This is a genomic window from Burkholderia semiarida (assembly GCF_029268935.1).
In the GTDB taxonomy this organism is placed as follows: Bacteria; Pseudomonadota; Gammaproteobacteria; order Burkholderiales; family Burkholderiaceae; genus Burkholderia; species Burkholderia semiarida.
The window spans coordinates 1,574,105-1,590,883 of the sequence record NZ_JAHLCL010000008.1 but is presented as its reverse complement, the minus strand read 5'-3'; the positions used below and the strand labels follow the sequence as shown (position 1 = coordinate 1,590,883).

Genomic DNA, 16,779 nt, shown 5'->3' with positions numbered 1-16,779 from the left:
GCACGCGGCGCATCACGCTTATCCGAGGTCATCGTGGCAGAGTGCAGTCAGTGCGGCAGGACGTTCCTGGTCGGCGGGCAGTCGATCGACGGCCGCCGCTATTGCGGCCCGGCATGCGCGCAGGCGCATCCGGTCGTCGTCGAGGCCGAACGGGTGCCCGACGCGAAGGTTCGGCAGTATGTGGACGACTGGCGCTACGGGCCATGCCCGATCTGCCTGCGCGAAGGGCAGCCGGTCGATATTCACGCGTCGCATCGCGTCGTGTCGCTCGTGTTCGTGACGCGCTGGGCGACGCGGCGCCACGTGTGCTGCCGCCGCTGCGGCCGCAGGAAGCAGGCGCTCGCGCTGCTCGCGTCGGCCGTGCTCGGCTGGTGGGGGCTGCCGTGGGGCATCGTGCTGACGCCGATCCAGCTCGCACGCAACGTGCTCGGCCTGGCCGCGCGCGACCCGGAGGCCGCGACGCCGCAATTCGAGGAACTGGTGCGGCGCAAGCTGGCCGCCCGCCGGCTCGCACGCGCGCAGCGGGGCGCCGGCGCCTGACCGCGCGCTTCGGCGCGCCGCGCGCGCTCAGGCCGGCCGGTCGAAACCCGATGCGACCCAGCGTTCGGCGCTGGCCTTGTTGAGCTTGAACCCGGCCGACACCTTCGCTTCGGCCAGCAGTTCGCCATACGGATCGCATGCCTTGAGCTGCGCATACGGTTCGAACTCGTCCGGCACGATGTCGAGCGTCACCGACACATCCTGCCCGGCTTCGTCCTGCACCGTCACTTCCTTGTGCAGCATCGCGCGCCGCTGCTGTTCGTGGCGCATCAGCACTTCGGTCGCGGTCTTCACGAGCGTGCGGAACGCGTTCGCGTCCATCGGTTTCGGGTTCTTCTTGTCGCGGCCCATGGTCCACGGCCCGACGAGCGCGGGCTCGGACTCGCCGTCCTTGACCATTTCGACGGCCCAGCCATCGTCGTCTTCGTTCTTGATGATGCGGGCCGTCCAGCCGTTGTCGCGCCAGAGGCCGTCTTCGTGGATGGAGGTGTCGTCGGATTGCAGGTCGGAATCGGTCATGAGGAAAGCGGGCAGTACGGGCAAGCCGGCGAAGGCGCGGGCGCGCGGCCGGTGACGGCGCGTCGCTCGCCGCCGGCGGGCCGGGGTGGCATGCAAACGCGCAATTTTACCCGCTGGCCGGCCGCGCGGTGCGTGCGGCCGGCCATCCGGCCGATGCCGCGGCGGCCCATCTGCCGGTCGTCGCGCGTCGAACGCCGCAAATATCAAACCTGTATTACGTTTTCGGCGGCCAATTCGTACGCCGTCCGATATCGCGCCCGGGCGGACATTCATAGAATCGGCGTTCAGGCTAAAAATAGCCTGAACGTCATTTCAACGCCCAACCGGTCGCGTGCGCTTCGCGTGGCGGGGCCGGTGAACCACCAGGAACTGCGCATGAGGAAATTCAACGTTCGCATCGTCGTCGCATACGACTGGCCGCTGACGCTGGCCGGTATCGAGCAGATCGCAGACAGCAGCTGCGCGATCGAGCTCGTCGCGGTCTACCGGAGCGCGGCCGAACTGGTCGCGTCGCTCGGCGGCGTCGATTGCGACATCGTGCTGGTCGACTATGCGATTCGCGGCGACGAGCAGATGGACGGCCTCGCGCTGTTCGACTGGCTGCGCCGCACGCGGCCGAACGTCGGCATCGTCGCGCTGGTCGCGAACGAGAACCCGCTGATCTTCCGGTCGATCCTCGCGAACGGCGGCGTGAGCATCGTCAGCAAGCTCGACGAGGTCGGCCACATCGTCACGGCGATCCATTCGAGCTACAGCGGCGGCGCCTACCTGTCGCCGTCCGTGCGGCGCGCGGTCGATGCGCTCGGCACGCGCGGCGACGCGCCCGTGAAGCTGTCGGCGCGCGAGATCGAGGTCATTCGCCTGTATCTGGCGGGCGTACCGATCAAGACGATCGCGCAGCGCCTGAGCAAGGGCAAGCAGACGGTCAGTGCGCAGAAGATCAGCGCGATGAAGAAGCTCGGCGCGAACAACGACGTCGAGCTGATCCAGCGGGCGGCGGGGCTGGGGCTCGGCAGCGCCGAGGCCGCGCGGCGGGCGGGCAGCGCGGCGTGAGCGCAGGGCGGGGCGCCGTCAGGCTGGCAACGCGAACCGCGTCACCGCGTCGCGCAGCGCCTCGGCCTGATCGCGCAGCGAATGCGCGGCCGCCGCGGCCTGCTCGACGAGCGCCGCGTTCTGCTGCGTGACCTGATCCATCTCGCCCACCGCGCGGTTGACCTGCTCGATCCCGGCGCTCTGCTCGCGCGATGCGTGGCTGATTTCGTCGAGGATCTCGTTCACGCGCCGCACCGATTGCACGATCTCGGCCATCGTCTCGCCCGCGTGCGTGACGAGCGTCGCGCCGTGCTGGACCGTCTCGTTCGACGACACGATCAGCGACTTGATTTCCTTGGCCGCCGTCGCCGAGCGTTGCGCGAGCGAGCGCACTTCGGCCGCGACCACCGCGAAGCCGCGGCCCTGTTCGCCCGCCCGCGCCGCTTCGACGGCCGCGTTCAGCGCGAGGATGTTGGTCTGGAACGCGATCCCGTCGATCACGCCGATGATGTCGCCGATCTTGTGCGAACGGTCGGTGATCTCGTTCATCGTGCGCACGACGTCGTCGACCACCGCGCTGCCGCGCGTCGCGACCTGCGCGGCCTGGCCGGCAAGCGACGCGGCCTGCGCGGCGCTGTCCGCGTTCTGCTTCACGTTCGCGGTCATCTGGTCCATGCTCGACGCGGTCTGCACGAGCGCGGCCGCCTGTTCCTCGGTGCGCTGCGACAGGTCCGTGTTGCCGGAGGCGATCTCGCTCGCGCCGACGTTGATGTTCTCGGTGCCGGTGCGGACGCGCGACACCATGTCGATCAGCCCGCCCTGCATCGTGTGCAGCGCATGCAGCAGGCTGCCGCGATCGTCCTGCTTCACGGCCACGCGCGCGGTCAGGTCGCCCTGCGCGATGCGTTGCGCGGCGTCGAGCGCCACTTCGAGCTCGCCGCCCAGGTTCGCGCGCACGCTTTTCAGCACCATCACCATCACGGCGGTCGCGATCGCGCCGAGCACGGCCGTCATCGCGAACCAGCGGCCGACGCTTGCGAGCACCGCCGTGCGCACGTCGTCCATGTACATGCCGGTCACCAGATACCAGTCCCACGGCGCGAAGCGCTGCACGGCGCTGGTCTTCTCCTGCGGCTTGTCCGCGCCCGGCTTCGGCCACAGATATTCGACGAAGCCCTTGCCGCCGTCCGCGTTGCCGGCCTTCACGATCTCGACGAACAGGTGCTGGCCGTTCGGATCGGTGAAATTCGACACGTCCTTGCCGTTGAGCTCGGCCTTGATCGGATGCATCACGATCACCGGCTTCGAATCGTTGACCGAGATATAGCCGTCGACGCCATGGCGCATCGCAGCGATCGCCTCGAGCGCCTTCTGCTTCGCATCGGCTTCCGGCAGCGCGTTCTGCTGCGACAGCTTGTAGTAGTGATCGGTCACGCTCGCGGCCTGCGCGACCAGCGATGCAAGCTGGTCGCGGCGGTCCGCGATCATCGACGCGCGGGTCTGCCATGCGCCGAGCCCGGCGATCACGAGCAGGCCGAGCCACAGGATGACGATCATCGACGCGAGTTTTTGATTCAGGGAAAGATTGCGCATGGTGTGAGGTTGGTCAGTCGAGAACGCTTGCCGGAACGGCGTGACGGGATAAGTCTCTTGACGGCGCGCCATGCGTGTCGCCGTAGACGGGAAATCCCTTAGAAGCGGTCATTTCCCGATGTCCGCGACGCGGGCGCGGGCATCTATGCATATGCATAACAGCGGCCGCTATACTGTCGGGCGACGGTCTGCGTCGCGCACGCACGGGCAGCGCGCGGGCACCGAACGAAACAGAAAGGAGGCAACGATGCGGATTCTGGTGGTAGGGGCCGGCGCGGTCGGCGGATACTTCGGCGGCCGGCTGGCCGCGGCGGGGCGCGACGTGACGTTCCTGGTGCGCGAGGGCCGCGCCGCCGCGCTCGCGCGCGACGGGCTGCTGATCCGCAGCCCGCGCGGCGACCTGACGCTCGCGAACGTGCAGACCGTGCGCGCGGGCGAGGCGGGCGCCGGCGTCGCGCCGTTCGATCTCGTGCTGCTGAGCTGCAAGGCGTACAGCCTCGACGACGCGATTGCGTCGTTCGCACCGTTCGTCGGGCCGCGGACGCTGATCCTGCCGATGCTCAACGGGATGCGCCATCTCGACGTGCTGCGCGAGCGCTTCGGCGCCGCGCAGGTGCTCGGCGGCCTGTGCGTGATCGCGGCGACGCTCGATCGCGAGCAGCGCATCGTGCATCTGAACGACACGCACGGCGTGTCGTTCGGCGAGCTGGCCGGCGGCGAATCGCCGCGCGTGCGCGCGGTGGCCGACGTGCTCGGCGGCGCGGGCTTCGACGCGACGCTCAGCGACGACATCGCCGCGCGGATGTGGGACAAGTGGGTGTTTCTGGCAACGCTCGCCGCGAGCACGTCGCTGTTTCGCGGGTCGATCGGCGACATTCTCGCCGCGCCGGACGGCCGCCGCCTGCTCGAGACGATGCTCGCCGAATGCAGCGCGATCGCCGAATACAACGGCCATCGGCCCGACCCGGCGGCCAGCGAGCGGATGCAGCGGATGGTGCTGACGCCGTCGCCGCTGACCGCGTCGATGCTGCGCGACGTCGAGAACCATGCGCGCGTCGAGGCCGATCACGTGATCGGCGACCTGCTCGCGCGGCGCGACCCGCAGGCGGCCGATACGCTGTCGCTGCTGCGGATCGCGTACAACCACCTGAAGGCGTACGAGGCGCGCACGGCGCGCGAGCAAGCGGCGGCGTAAGCCGGCGCGGGCGACGGGCGCGGACGGCCGCCGCACCGTTCCGCACCGCAACAAATTTGCCTTCTGGCGCCATTTCCGCCCGCAGGCGGCAAAAAAGTATCGAAAATCAGGCGTAAAGTTGGTGGAGCCGCGCGCGCGATCGACCTACATTGCTTCCCATGCGACCGGTCGCGGCGCCGCGCGAGACACGCGGCGCACGCGCACAGCCGAACAGGCCGGCCAGCGAACCAAGGGAATGGAGACGCCAACATGATGCACCCCGATCTCGAAGTGGTCGACGTGCGACGCGACGAGTCGTTCAAGGTCTGGTCGCACGGCTATCCGTATCGCACGATCCGCTGGCATTTCCATCCCGAATTCGAGCTGCACCTGATCGTCGCGACGCACGGCAAGTATTTCGTCGGCGATCACATCGGCTCGTTCGGCCCCGGCCATCTCGTGCTGCTCGGGCCGAACCTGCCGCACAACTGGGTCAGCGACATGGCCGCAGGCGAAACCGTCGAGCGCCGCAATCTCGTGATCCAGTTCGATCCGTCGTTCGTGCGGCGCTGCATGGACGCATTCCCCGAATGCCGCGACGCGCAGGCGCTGCTCGACGATGCGCGGCGCGGGGTCGGCTTCGACGCCGCGACGAGCGCCGCGATCGCGCCGTTGTTCGACGAGCTGCTGACCGCGCGCGGGATGCGCCGCATCGCGCTGTTCATGACGATTCTCGAACGGCTGTGCGGCGCGGCCGAACGCATGCTGCTCGCGAGCCCCGCCTACGATCAGGCCGACGTCACGCCGACGCGGCTCAGCCACGCGCTGTCGTATATCGGCAAGAACCTCGCGTCCGAGCTGCGCGAATCCGATCTCGCGCAACTGACCGGGCAGAGCGTCAGCGCGTTCTCGCGCGCGTTCCATCGCCATACGGGCATGCCGTTCGTCCAGTACGTGAATCGTCTGCGGATCGAATCCGCGTGCCAGATGCTGCTCGCCGACGACGCGAGCATCACCGACATCTGCTTTCAGGCCGGCTTCAACAACGTGTCGAACTTCAACCGCCAGTTCCGCGCGGTGAAGGGGATGGCGCCGTCCGAATTCCGCGCGCTGCAGCGCCTGAACGCACGCAGCCGCGAGCTGGCGCTGCATGCGGCGCCGACCGGCAATCCGCTGCCGCCGCGCGTGCTGACGCCCGGTGCGCCTGAACTCATGCCGCAGCCCGGATGATCGCCGGGCCGTTGCCCGCCCGAGTTTTCCCAACCGTTTTACCCAGCCGAATCGCGTCGCTTGCGCCGCGAGGGGCGCATTCACCCACGAAAAAGCCGCACACAATCTGGAGACACCGTCATGACGCACGCATCGCCCGCTTCTTCTTCCCGTCGCGCCGCCCGCCTGGCGGCCGTTGCCGCGCTCGCCGCCGCGGCCCTGTTGCCCGCCGCCGCCGCGCACGCCGCGCCGCTGCGGATCGGCATGACGTTCCAGGAACTGAACAACCCGTACTTCGTGACGATGCAGAAGGCGCTGAACGAAGCGGCCGCGTCGATCGGCGCGCAGGTCGTCGTCACCGACGCGCATCACGACGTCAGCAAGCAGGTGAGCGACGTCGAGGACATGCTGCAGAAGAAGATCGACATCCTGCTCGTGAACCCGACCGATTCGACCGGCATCCAGTCGGCGATCACGCAGGCGAAGAAGGCCGGCGCGGTGGTCGTGGCCGTCGATGCGAACGCGAACGGGCCGGTCGATTCGTTCGTCGGCTCGAAGAATTACGACGCGGGCGTGATGTCGTGCGAATACCTCGCGAAGGCGATCGGCGGCAGCGGCGAGGTCGCGATCCTCGACGGCATTCCGGTCGTACCGATTCTCGAACGCGTGCGCGGCTGCAAGGCCGGGCTCGCGAAATTCCCGAACGTGAAGCTCGTCGATACGCAGAACGGCAAGCAGGAGCGCGCCGCCGCGCTGTCGGTCACCGAGAACATGATCTCCGCGCATCCGAACCTGAAGGGCATCTTCAGCGTGAACGACGGCGGCTCGATGGGCGCGCTCGCCGCGATCGAGGGTTCCGGCAAGGACATCAAGCTGACGAGCGTCGACGGCGCGCCCGAGGCGATCGCCGCGATCCAGAAGCCGAACTCGAAGTTCATCGAGACGACCGCGCAGTTCCCGGCCGACCAGGTGCGCATTGCGCTCGGCATCGCGATCGCGCGCAAGTGGGGCGCGACGGTGCCCAAGGCGATTCCCGTCGACGTGAAGGTCGTCGATCGCGGCAACGCGAAGGGTTTCAGCTGGTGAACGACGTGCGACGCGACGCGAAGGGCGGCGGCGCGGCCGACGCCCTTCGCACGGAGAAGCCGATGGACACGATACTCAGGCTCAGCCACATCACGAAAAGCTTTCCCGGCGTGAAGGCGCTGTCCGACATTCATCTGGAGATCGCGCGCGGCGAGATTCATGCGCTGCTCGGCGAGAACGGCGCGGGCAAGTCGACGCTGATGAAGATCCTGTGCGGCATCCACCAGCCGGATGCGGGCACGATCGAGATCGACGGCAGCGCACGCCATTTCGCCGACTATCACGACGCGGTCGCGGCCGGCGTCGGCATCGTGTTCCAGGAATTCAGCCTGATTCCGCACCTCGATGCCGTCGACAACCTGTTCCTCGGCCGTGAGCTGCGCAACCGCTGGGGCGCGCGCGACCGCAAGCGGATGCGCGCCGCGGCGGCCGCCATCTTCGCGCGCCTGGGCGTGGCGATCGATCTCGATGCGCCGATCCGCGCGCTGTCGGTCGCGCAGCAGCAGTTCGTCGAGATCGGCAAGGCGCTGTCGCTCGACGCGCGCATCCTGATCCTGGACGAGCCGACCGCCACGCTCACGCCGGCCGAGGCCGAGCACCTGTTCGCGATCATGCGCGAGTTGAAGCGGCAGGGCGTCGCGATGATCTTCATCTCGCATCACCTCGACGAGATCTTCGCGGTGTGCGACCGCATCACGGTGCTGCGCGACGGCCAGTACGTCGCGACGACCGAGGTCGCGCGCACCGACGTCGAGCAACTGGTGCGCATGATGGTCGGCCGCCGGATCGAAAGCAGCTTTCCGCCGAAGCCGGCGCGGCCGGCCGACGCGCCGGCCGTGCTCGAGGTCGATGCGCTGCAGATCGAGCGCGACGGCCCGGTGAACCGCTTTGCGCTGCATGAAGGCGAGATCCTCGGTTTCGCGGGGCTGGTCGGCTCGGGGCGTACCGAGACCGCGCTCGCGGTGATCGGCGCGACGCGTGCTCATCGCAAGGCGCTGCGCGTGCGCGGCGCGGCGGCGAAGCTCGCCGATCCGGCCGACGCGCTGCGCGCGGGCATCGGCATCCTGCCGGAAAGCCGCAAGACGGAAGGGCTCGTCACGTCGTTCTCGATTCGCGACAACATCTCGCTGAACAACCTCGGCAAGTACCGGTCGATGCGCTGGCTGATCGACCGGCGAAGCGAGGCGCGCACCACGCACGACGTGATGCGGCGCGTCGGTGTCAAGGCGCCGTCGATCCACACCGAGGTCGCGACGCTGTCCGGCGGCAACCAGCAGAAGGTCGTGATCGCGCGCTGGCTGAACCATCACACGTCGGTGCTGATCTTCGACGAGCCGACGCGCGGCATCGACGTCGGCGCGAAAGCCGAAATCTACGGGCTGATGCGCGAACTCACCGCGCGCGGCTACGCCATCATCATGATCTCGTCCGAATTGCCGGAAATCGTCGGCATGTGCGATCGCGTCGCCGTGTTCCGGCAAGGCCGCATCGAGGCGACGCTCGCCGGCGACGAGATCGATCCCGACACGGTCATGACCTATGCCACGGCCGGCACGCGAGGAGCGACCCATGAACCTGCCTGATTCTTCTTCCACGCGTTCGACGACGCTCGCGGCCACGGCCGGAAACGGCGACGCGCCGCCGCCGCGCGCGATGTGGGCGCAACTGCGCCGCTCGACGCTGTTCTATCCGCTCGTCGGCCTCGTCGTGGTCTGCATCGCGATGATGATCGCGAGCCCGAGCTTCCTGTCCGCCGCGAACCTCGAGAACGTGCTGCGCCAGGTGTCGATCAACGCGATCATCGCGGTCGGCATGACCTGCGTGATCCTGACGGGCGGAATCGACCTGTCGGTCGGCTCGGTGATGGCGCTGTCGGGCACGCTCGCGGCCGGGCTGATGGTCGCGGGCGTCAACGCGGTCGCCGCGCTGGCGATCGGCATCGCGGTCGGCCTCGGCTTCGGTGTCCTGAACGGTGTGTTCGTCGCGTTCGCGGGAATGCCGCCGATCATCGTCACGCTCGCGACGATGGGCATCGCGCGCGGTCTCGCGCTGATCTACACGGGCGGCTATCCGATCGACGGGCTGCCCGACTGGGTCGCGTTCTTCGGCAGCGGCAAGGTGCTCGGCATCCAGGCGCCGGTGCTGATCATGCTGGTGGTCTATGCGATCGCGTGGCTGCTGCTCGACCGGATGCCATTCGGCCGCTACGTGTATGCGATCGGCGGCAACGAGCAGGCGACGCGGCTCACCGGCGTGCGCGTCGCGCGCGTGAAGCTGATCGTGTACACGCTGGCCGGGCTCACGTCCGCGCTCGCCGCGATCGTGCTGACCGGGCGCCTGATGAGCGGGCAGCCGAACGCGGGCGTGGGCTTCGAGCTCGACGCGATCGCGGCCGTCGTGATGGGCGGCACGTCGATCTCCGGCGGGCGCGGCGCGATTCTCGGCACGCTGGTGGGCGCACTGTTGCTCGGCGTGCTCAACAACGGGCTCAACATGATCGGCGTGAACCCGTATGTGCAGAACGTGATCAAGGGCGGAATCATCCTGCTCGCGATCTACATCAGCCGCGAGCGATCGCGGTAACGACGGAGATATCGGTTATCCGAATCATTCAGAAAAGAGACAACTCATGACGACACCCGAAGCCAAACCGCGCATGACCGCGGTCGTCTGCCACGGCCCCGAGGACTATCGCGTCGAACAGGTCGCGATGCCGCGCCCCGGTACGAACGAGCTCGTGATCCGCATCGCCGCGTGTGGCATCTGCGCGAGCGACTGCAAGTGCTACACCGGCGCCAAGATGTTCTGGGGCGGCCCGAGCCCGTGGGTGAAGGCGCCGGTGATTCCCGGCCACGAATTCTTCGGCTATGTCGAAGCGCTCGGCGACGGCGCGGCCGAGCATTTCGGCGTCGCGCTGGGCGAGCGCGTGATCGCCGAGCAGATCGTGCCGTGCGGGAAGTGCCGCTATTGCAGGTCGGGCCAGTACTGGATGTGCGAGGTGCACAACATTTTCGGCTTCCAGCGCGAGGTCGCCGACGGCGGGATGGCCGAATACATGCGCATTCCGCCGACCGCGATCGTCCACAAGATCCCGCTCGGCATATCGCTCGAGGATGCCGCGATCATCGAGCCGCTGTCGTGCGCGATCCACACGGTGAACCGCGGCGACGTCCAGCTCGACGACGTCGTCGTGATCGCGGGCGCGGGCCCGCTCGGGCTGATGATGACGCAGGTCGCGCACCTGAAGACGCCGAAGAAACTCGTCGTGATCGACCTGATCGACGAACGGCTCGAACTCGCGCGGCAGTACGGCGCCGACGTGACGATCAACCCGAAGCGCGACGACGCGCGCGAAATCGTCCGTGCGCTCACCGACGGCTATGGCTGTGACGTGTACATCGAGACGACCGGTGCGCCGGTCGGCGTGAACCAGGGGCTCGACCTGATCCGCAAGCTCGGCCGCTTCGTCGAATTCAGCGTGTTCGGCGAGGACGCGACCGTCGACTGGTCGATCATCGGCGACCGCAAGGAGCTCGACGTACGCGGCGCGCACCTCGGGCCATACTGCTATCCGGTCGCGATCGACCTGCTCGCGCGCGGGCTCGTCACGTCGAAGGGCATCGTCACGCACGGTTTCGCGCTCGAGGAATGGGACGACGCGATCCGCGTCGCGAAATCGCCCGAATCGATCAAGGTGCTGCTGAAGCCGGCCCGCTGACGGCCGGCGCGCGCCTCACCGGAGACATCATGGAATACGTCATAGGCGTCGACATCGGCACGCAGAGCACCAAGGCGCTGCTCGTCGACCGGCACGGCACGATCGTCGCGCGGCGCTCGGCCGGCTACCAGCCCGATACGCCGCGCCCGCTGTGGGCCGAGCAGTGGCCGAAGGTGTGGTTCGACGCGGTGCTCGACTGCATCGCGGGCTGCGTGAGCGACGCGCGCGCGCAGGGCGTGCCGGCCGATGCGATTCGCGCGGTATGCGTGAGCAGCCTGTACGGCGGCTCGGGCATCCCGGTCGACATCGACATGCGGCCGCTGCATCCATGCCTGATCTGGATGGACCGGCGTGCGACCGCGCAAGTCGACTGGGTCAACGAGCACGTGAACGTCGAGCGGCTGCGCGTGATCACCGGCAACGGCGTCGACAGCTACTACGGGTTCACCAAGATGCTGTGGCTGCGCGACCAGCGGCCGGACGTGTGGGCGAACGTGCGCTATTTCCTGCCGCCGAACGCGTACGTGATCTATTTACTGACCGGCGAAGTCGCGGTCGACCACAGTTCGGCCGGCAATATCGGCGGCGTGTACGACGTCGCGCGCCGCGAGTGGTCGGACGACGCGCTCGACATGCTCGGCATTCCGGCGACGATGATGCCCGAGCGGCTGGTTGATTCGACGGACGTCGTCGGCGGCCTGCTGTCACAATGGACCGCCCAACTCGGCCTGCCGGCCGGCACGCCCGTCGTGGCAGGCGGCGTCGATGCGGCGGTGGCGACCTTCGCGGCCGGTGCCGCGCGCACCGGGCAGCACGTCGCGATGATCGGCACGAGCATGTGCTGGGGCTACGTGAACCGGCACGTCGATGCGCGCCACGGCCTCGTCAGCATGCCGCACGTGTTCGACGGGCAGCGCGACCTGTACGTGTTCGGCGGAGCGATCACGGCCGGCGCATCGGTCGCATGGTTTCGCGACCAGTTCTGTCACGCGGAAATCGACGCGGCGCGCCTGCTGCCGCACGGCGATCCGCACATGTTGCTCGAGGAGGCGGCCGAGCGCGTGCCGGCCGGCGCCGACGGCGTGCTGTTTCTGCCGTACCTGATGGGCGAGCGCAGCCCGGTGTGGGATGCGAAGGCGAGCGGCGCGTTCGTCGGGCTGAGTCTCGCGCATACGCGTGCGCATCTTTATCGTGCGGTACTCGAAGGCGTCGCGTTCGCGTTGCGCCACAACATCGAGGCCGGCCGCCGTGGCGCGGCGGCGCTGGACGATCGATTGATCGTCGTCGGCGGCGCCGCGCATTCGGCGCTGTGGATGCAGATCATCGCCGACGTGACGGGTTTTCCGGTGTGGACGATCGAGCAGGACGTCGAAGCCGCAATGGGCGCCGCGCTGCTCGCGGGCGTCGGCGCAGGGCTCGTGTCGCGCGACGACGCGCAGGGCGGCTGGGTTACGCTCGTCGAGCGCGCACGGCCCGACGCCGACCGCGCGAAAACGTACGACGCGCGTTTTTCGCTCTATACGGCGCTGTATCCGGCACTCAAGCCGATCATGCACAGGCTCGGGACATCATCATGAACACACGATTCGATTTCAGTGGGTCGACGGTGCTCGTCACGGGTGCCTCGAGCGGAATCGGCCGTGCGTGCGCGGTCGCGCTGGCGCATGCAGGCGCGCGCGTCGTCGCGGCGGCGCGCGACATGGCCGCGCTCGACACGCTCGCCGCGGAGATTGCGTGCGATACGTTGCGCATGGATGTCGGCGGCGACGAACACGCGATCGATGCCGCACTCGCCGCGTACGATGCGTTCGACGGCCTCGTCAATTGCGCGGGGATCGCGTCGCTCGAGCCTGCGCTCGACGTCGAAGCCGCGCATTTCGATCGCGTGATGGCCGTCAATGCGCGCGGTGCGGCGCTCGTCGCGCGGGCCGTGGCGCGAAGGATGATCGAGCGCGACGGACGCGGTGACGCGCACGCGCGGGGCAGCATCGTCAACGTGTCGAGCCAGGCGTCGCTCGTCGGGCTGCCCGCGCATCTGAGCTATTGCGCGTCGAAGGCGGCGATGGACGCGATCACGCGCGTGCTGTGCATTGAGCTCGGCCCGCACGGCATTCGTGTGAACAGCGTGAATCCCACCGTCACGCTCACGCCGATGGCGCAGTTCGCGTGGAGCGAACCGGACAAGCGCGAACCGATGCTCGCCGCGATTCCGCTCGGCCGGTTCGCGCAGCCGGACGAAGTCGTCGAGCCGATCCTGTTTTTGCTGAGCGATGCGGCGTCGATGATCAGCGGTGTGTCGTTGCCGATCGACGGGGGATATACCGCGCGCTAGAGCCCGTCACGTAAGTCGCGGTCGAGTTCGCGGCGCGGCCGGCGCGCGGCTAGACCGGGTCCTTGCTCGGCGGTCCGTCCGGCTGCTGCGGGTTGTCGTGATGGCCGGGCGGCGACGAGAACGGGTCGTCTTCCGGGTCGCGGTTCGGGTCGGCCGGTGGCTCGGGTGTCGGGGTCGTGTGGTCGCTCATGGAGAACTCGTGCGGTGCGTGGCGGCGGTGGCGCGGCGGACGCGCCTCGTCTTGGTTATAGCCAATCGGGCGCGCGTTTGCAGCGGGTTCTTGCGGCAGGCTGCCGATCGTCGGCGAAATCCGCGTATTGACGGTGTTCGTGCGGAATCTCGCGAGGTCGCGCAATCGAAGTCAGCGCAAGTCCGCCGGTGTATCGACGTCGCGCAGGATGCCGGGATCGTCGATATCGAGCAGTTGCACCGGTGCGCTGGCGAACAGCGCGCGGGCGCCCGTGTCGCCGTCGAGGGCGGCCAGTGCTTCGAAGTGGTGCGCGGCGAAACCGACTGGATGCCCGCGCACGCCGCGATGCGCGGGCGCGACGATCGATGCGTTGTCGGCTTCGAGCGCGCGTGCGACCGTTTCGTAGGTGGAAGCGGCGATCCACGGCATGTCGCCGAGCGCGACGAGCCAGCCGCTCGCATCGGGCGTCGTGCGGACGCCGGCCGCGAGGCTCGCGCCCATGCCCCGCAACGCGTCGGGTGCATAGACGACCTGGCAGCCGGCTTCGTTCAGCAGAATCGCAAGCGTTTCGGCGCCGGGACGCACGACGGCGATCACGTCGGCGGTGGCTGCCGCGAGACGGCGGGCGGCGGCCACCGCAACCGGCGTGCCGTCGGGGAGCCGGGCGAGCAGCTTGCTGTGCAGGCCGCTCGGGTCGAAGCGTTGACCAAGGCCGCCGGCGAGCAGGACGCCGGTGGCGAGTGACGCATAGGACATCGGCGCGAGGGGAGTGAGGCAGGTGCTGCGATTGTGCGGGAGCACACGGGGATCGGCAAGTGAGGATGTTACCGAATCACGCCTGCCGGATCGGGAAAACTGTCATCGCGCCGCTTCGTCGAGCATGCTTTCGTCGACAGGACCGTAAATTGCGTGCGATTCGTTCTGTATCACGGCCCAATAGCGATCGCCGAACGACCAGTGCCACCATTCGGACGGGTAATTCGTGAAGCCGGCGTGCGTCAGCGCGTCGATCAGGATCTGGCGGTTTCGCGCGGCCGCGCGACTGATGAACGCGTTGTGCGTGTAGCACGCGCCGGACGATTCCTGGTCGGTGGCGTTCATGATGGCGAGGCCGGTTGCAGGCCGCCGGCCGATGTCGAGCAGGGTGGCCGCGGTCGTTTTGGTCAGACGAATCGCCAATATGCCAGAGTCTCGTGGAGAATGCGCCGCGATTTGATGCGAGCGCGGGCGACCCTTACCAGAGCGTCTTGACGTGCGCGTATGCACGGATTTTTTCGTCGCGGGTGACGAGCGGCGCGCCGAGCCGCCGCGCGGTCGCGACGATCATGCGATCGGCCGGATCCTTGTGGAACGTGCCGGGCAGGTCGGTGGATTTTGCGGCGATGTCGGCATCGACGGGCACGAAACGCATGCCGTCGATCTGCGCGACGGTGGCGAGCCACGCGTCGACATCCATCGTCAGGGCGAGGCGATCGTTGCGCACCAGCATCGCGATTTCCCACGCGGAGATCGCGGATGCGGCGAGCGCGCCTTCGCTCCGCGCACGATCGATCGCACTCCGCGCCTTCTTGCTGAGCGCGGGGTCGCCCGCTACCCACCACACCAATGCATGCGTATCCAGCACGATCACCTCGACGCCTCCCAATCATCTTCCGCAATCGGATCGAGAGGATTGTCGTAGCGCATGACCGACCCGCGCAATATGTCCAACGGCTGGGCTTCGCGCGAGCGATACGGGCGGATCTCGAGCGTCGGTTTGCCGTGGTCGGTGACGATCAGGCTTTCGCCCGACGCCTCGACGAGCCGGAAGTATTCGAGCGCGCGAGCCTTGAATTCGGATTTCGATACGGGAGCGTGTGGCATCATGATATGTTCATGGTCATCGGACTATGGTCATTTTAGCCTCGCATTTCGATGCGGCGCAAGCGCCGTGGGCGTGACCGGCTCGCGCTACGCATCCGCCCACTTCCTCAACAGGTTGTGATAAATCGCGGTCAGTGAAATGACCATCGGATCCTTCGCGCCTTTCTCGGCGGAAAGCGCCTGAATCTGCGTATCGAGCTGGAACAGCAGCGTGCGGTCGCCGTCGTCGCGCACCATGCTCTGGATCCAGAAGAACGACGCGACGCGCTCGCCGCGCGTCACAGGCGTCACGTGATGCAGGCTCGATGCCGGATACAGCACGAGGTCGCCCGCCGGCAGCTTCGCGCGATGCACGCCGTACGTATCCTCGACGCACAGCTCGCCGCCCTCGTACGCATCGGGTTCTTCGAGAAACAACGTCGCCGACAGGTCGCTGCGCACGCGGAAATCCGTGCCGCGCAGCAGCCGGATCGCGTTGTCGACGTGCGTGCCGAACGTCTCGCCGCCTGCATAGCGATTGAACAGCGGCGGAAACACCTTGAGCGGCAGCGCCGCGGAAAAGAACAGCGGATGGCGCGCGAGCGCATCCTGGATCGCGTCGCCTACCGCGCGCGCGGCGGGCGAGCCTTCCGGTAATTGCCGGTTGCGTTTCGCGAGCGCCGACTGCGCGCCGGACGTCGCGTTGCCGTCGATCCATTCGGCGCGATCGAGAAGTTCGCGGCATTGCGCGACCTGCGCTTTCGTCAGTACGCCGGGGATGTGAAGCATCATGATACGGATTCCATTGCGTGCGGCGCCAGTTGCATCGCCGCCGACCGAAACGCGTCGAGCGGCGACGACACGAGATACGCGCGCATCTTCGCGATGAACGCGGGTGTCGCGGTGGCCGGCACCCGCGCGAGCCACACGAGCGCTTCGTCGACGCGCCCGCGCTCGGCGAGCAGCCGCGCGTAGTTGAACTGGCCGCGAAAATCGCCGGCAACGGCGGCACGGCGATAGTGGTCGAACGCGGCGTCGATATCGACCGGTACGACCCAGCCGTCCTCGTAGAAGCCGCCGATCAGGTTGATCGATTTCGCATGGCCGAGCGCGGCCGCGCGGCGGAGCCAGTCGAGCGCGTCGGCGCGGTTCTCGTCGACGCCGTTGCCGAGGGCGAGTGCGGTCGCGTAGTTGTACATGCCCCAGTCGAGGCCCGCCTGCGCGGCGAGCCGGTACCAGTACACGGCGACCGGCGCGCACGCGGCCGTGCCCCAGCCGAACTCGTAGCAGCGGCCGAGCATGTTCATCGCCATCGGATGATTCGCCTGCGCGGCATGCCGGAACCACGTGAGCGCGGCCGCGGGATCGCGCGGCACGCCGTGGCCGTCGAGCAGGTATTGCCCGTACACGGCCTGCGCATCGACGATGCCGTGCTCGGCCGCCGCCGCGACCCACGCGGCGGCGCGCTCGGGCGGCCCGGCCAGGATGTCGGCGAACTCGCGCGGCGAGACCGACGCGAGCGCCTTCAGCGACACGGCCTCCAT

At 68.1% G+C, this 16,779-nt stretch carries 19 protein-coding genes; 10 read left to right on the top strand and 9 right to left on the bottom strand.

All coding sequences use genetic code 11. The features are described from left to right. The first annotated feature begins 33 nt into the window (after nt 1-33). A complete protein-coding gene (locus KPB06_RS30425; protein ID WP_059584741.1) occupies nt 34-540 on the top strand; it encodes a hypothetical protein in 507 nt (168 codons plus the stop codon). Between the two features lie 27 nt (nt 541-567). Here the strand turns inward: KPB06_RS30425 and KPB06_RS30420 are convergent, their stop codons facing one another. Then, on the bottom strand, nt 568-1,059 hold the full coding sequence (locus KPB06_RS30420) for a hypothetical protein (protein ID WP_059584743.1): 492 nt from the start codon (nt 1,057-1,059) through the stop codon (nt 568-570). A 375-nt stretch (nt 1,060-1,434) separates the two neighbouring features. On the opposite strand from KPB06_RS30420, the gene KPB06_RS30415 reads away from it, so the two are divergent. Next, nucleotides 1,435-2,112 (top strand): LuxR C-terminal-related transcriptional regulator, encoded by a 678-nt coding sequence (locus KPB06_RS30415; protein ID WP_059585111.1) that lies wholly within the window; start codon nt 1,435-1,437, stop codon nt 2,110-2,112. 18 nt (nt 2,113-2,130) lie between these two features. On the opposite strand, the gene KPB06_RS30410 is transcribed toward KPB06_RS30415, so the two are convergent. Further along, nucleotides 2,131-3,684: a methyl-accepting chemotaxis protein gene (locus KPB06_RS30410; RefSeq protein WP_059584745.1), complete on the bottom strand. Its 1,554-nt coding sequence runs from the start codon at nt 3,682-3,684 to the stop codon at nt 2,131-2,133. Nucleotides 3,685-3,931: 247 nt separating this feature from the next. Here KPB06_RS30410 and panE point away from each other — a divergent pair, with 247 nt between their 5' ends. From panE to KPB06_RS30370, 8 genes are all read left to right on the top strand, one after another. Next, nucleotides 3,932-4,879, top strand: coding sequence for a 2-dehydropantoate 2-reductase (panE, locus tag KPB06_RS30405; RefSeq protein ID WP_059584746.1), 948 nt, complete (start codon nt 3,932-3,934; stop codon nt 4,877-4,879). 249 nt (nt 4,880-5,128) lie between these two features. Further along, nucleotides 5,129-6,088: an AraC family transcriptional regulator gene (locus KPB06_RS30400; protein ID WP_059584748.1), complete on the top strand. Its 960-nt coding sequence runs from the start codon at nt 5,129-5,131 to the stop codon at nt 6,086-6,088. A gap of 120 nt (nt 6,089-6,208) precedes the next feature. Next, on the top strand, nt 6,209-7,153 hold the full coding sequence (locus KPB06_RS30395) for a substrate-binding domain-containing protein (protein ID WP_059584750.1): 945 nt from the start codon (nt 6,209-6,211) through the stop codon (nt 7,151-7,153). Between the two features lie 5 nt (nt 7,154-7,158). Then, entirely contained in the window at nt 7,159-8,736 is a 1,578-nt protein-coding gene (locus KPB06_RS30390; protein ID WP_410469505.1) for a sugar ABC transporter ATP-binding protein, read from the top strand. Beyond that, complete coding sequence (locus KPB06_RS30385; protein WP_059584751.1) at nt 8,723-9,736, top strand: ABC transporter permease; 1,014 nt, start codon at nt 8,723-8,725, stop codon at nt 9,734-9,736. Before KPB06_RS30390 ends, KPB06_RS30385 begins: the two co-directional genes overlap by 14 nt. Nucleotides 9,737-9,782: 46 nt before the next feature. After that, the gene (locus KPB06_RS30380; protein ID WP_059584753.1) at nt 9,783-10,871 is read left to right on the top strand and encodes an alcohol dehydrogenase catalytic domain-containing protein; all 1,089 of its coding nucleotides are present in this window, start codon (nt 9,783-9,785) and stop codon (nt 10,869-10,871) included. Between the two features lie 29 nt (nt 10,872-10,900). Next, a complete protein-coding gene (locus KPB06_RS30375; protein ID WP_059585113.1) occupies nt 10,901-12,448 on the top strand; it encodes an FGGY-family carbohydrate kinase in 1,548 nt (515 codons plus the stop codon). Next, on the top strand, nt 12,445-13,203 hold the full coding sequence (locus KPB06_RS30370) for an SDR family oxidoreductase (RefSeq protein ID WP_059584755.1): 759 nt from the start codon (nt 12,445-12,447) through the stop codon (nt 13,201-13,203). Before KPB06_RS30375 ends, KPB06_RS30370 begins: the two co-directional genes overlap by 4 nt. Nucleotides 13,204-13,252: 49 nt before the next feature. On the opposite strand, the gene KPB06_RS30365 is transcribed toward KPB06_RS30370, so the two are convergent. The 7 genes from KPB06_RS30365 to KPB06_RS30335 form a co-directional block, all read right to left on the bottom strand. Next, nucleotides 13,253-13,393 carry a hypothetical protein gene (locus tag KPB06_RS30365; RefSeq protein ID WP_012339712.1) on the bottom strand — a complete coding sequence of 47 codons (141 nt, stop codon included), beginning with the start codon at nt 13,391-13,393 and terminating at the stop codon, nt 13,253-13,255. 171 nt (nt 13,394-13,564) lie between these two features. Beyond that, on the bottom strand, nt 13,565-14,149 hold the full coding sequence (locus KPB06_RS30360) for a nucleotidyltransferase family protein (protein ID WP_059584758.1): 585 nt from the start codon (nt 14,147-14,149) through the stop codon (nt 13,565-13,567). Between the two features lie 102 nt (nt 14,150-14,251). Further along, on the bottom strand, nt 14,252-14,659 hold the full coding sequence (locus tag KPB06_RS30355; RefSeq protein ID WP_275905760.1) for a M15 family metallopeptidase: 408 nt from the start codon (nt 14,657-14,659) through the stop codon (nt 14,252-14,254). Beyond that, on the bottom strand, nt 14,628-15,023 hold the full coding sequence (locus KPB06_RS30350; RefSeq protein WP_059585115.1) for a type II toxin-antitoxin system VapC family toxin: 396 nt from the start codon (nt 15,021-15,023) through the stop codon (nt 14,628-14,630). Before KPB06_RS30350 ends, KPB06_RS30355 begins: the two co-directional genes overlap by 32 nt. Continuing rightward, nucleotides 15,020-15,259, bottom strand: coding sequence for a type II toxin-antitoxin system Phd/YefM family antitoxin (locus KPB06_RS30345; RefSeq protein WP_021158157.1), 240 nt, complete (start codon nt 15,257-15,259; stop codon nt 15,020-15,022). The genes KPB06_RS30350 and KPB06_RS30345 overlap by 4 nt, the downstream gene beginning before the upstream one ends. A gap of 84 nt (nt 15,260-15,343) precedes the next feature. Beyond that, nucleotides 15,344-16,027 carry a Fe2+-dependent dioxygenase gene (locus tag KPB06_RS30340; protein ID WP_275905761.1) on the bottom strand — a complete coding sequence of 228 codons (684 nt, stop codon included), beginning with the start codon at nt 16,025-16,027 and terminating at the stop codon, nt 15,344-15,346. Beyond that, nucleotides 16,024-16,779, bottom strand: a complete 756-nt coding sequence (locus tag KPB06_RS30335; RefSeq protein WP_275905762.1) for a tetratricopeptide repeat protein — start codon at nt 16,777-16,779, stop codon at nt 16,024-16,026. The genes KPB06_RS30340 and KPB06_RS30335 overlap by 4 nt, the downstream gene beginning before the upstream one ends.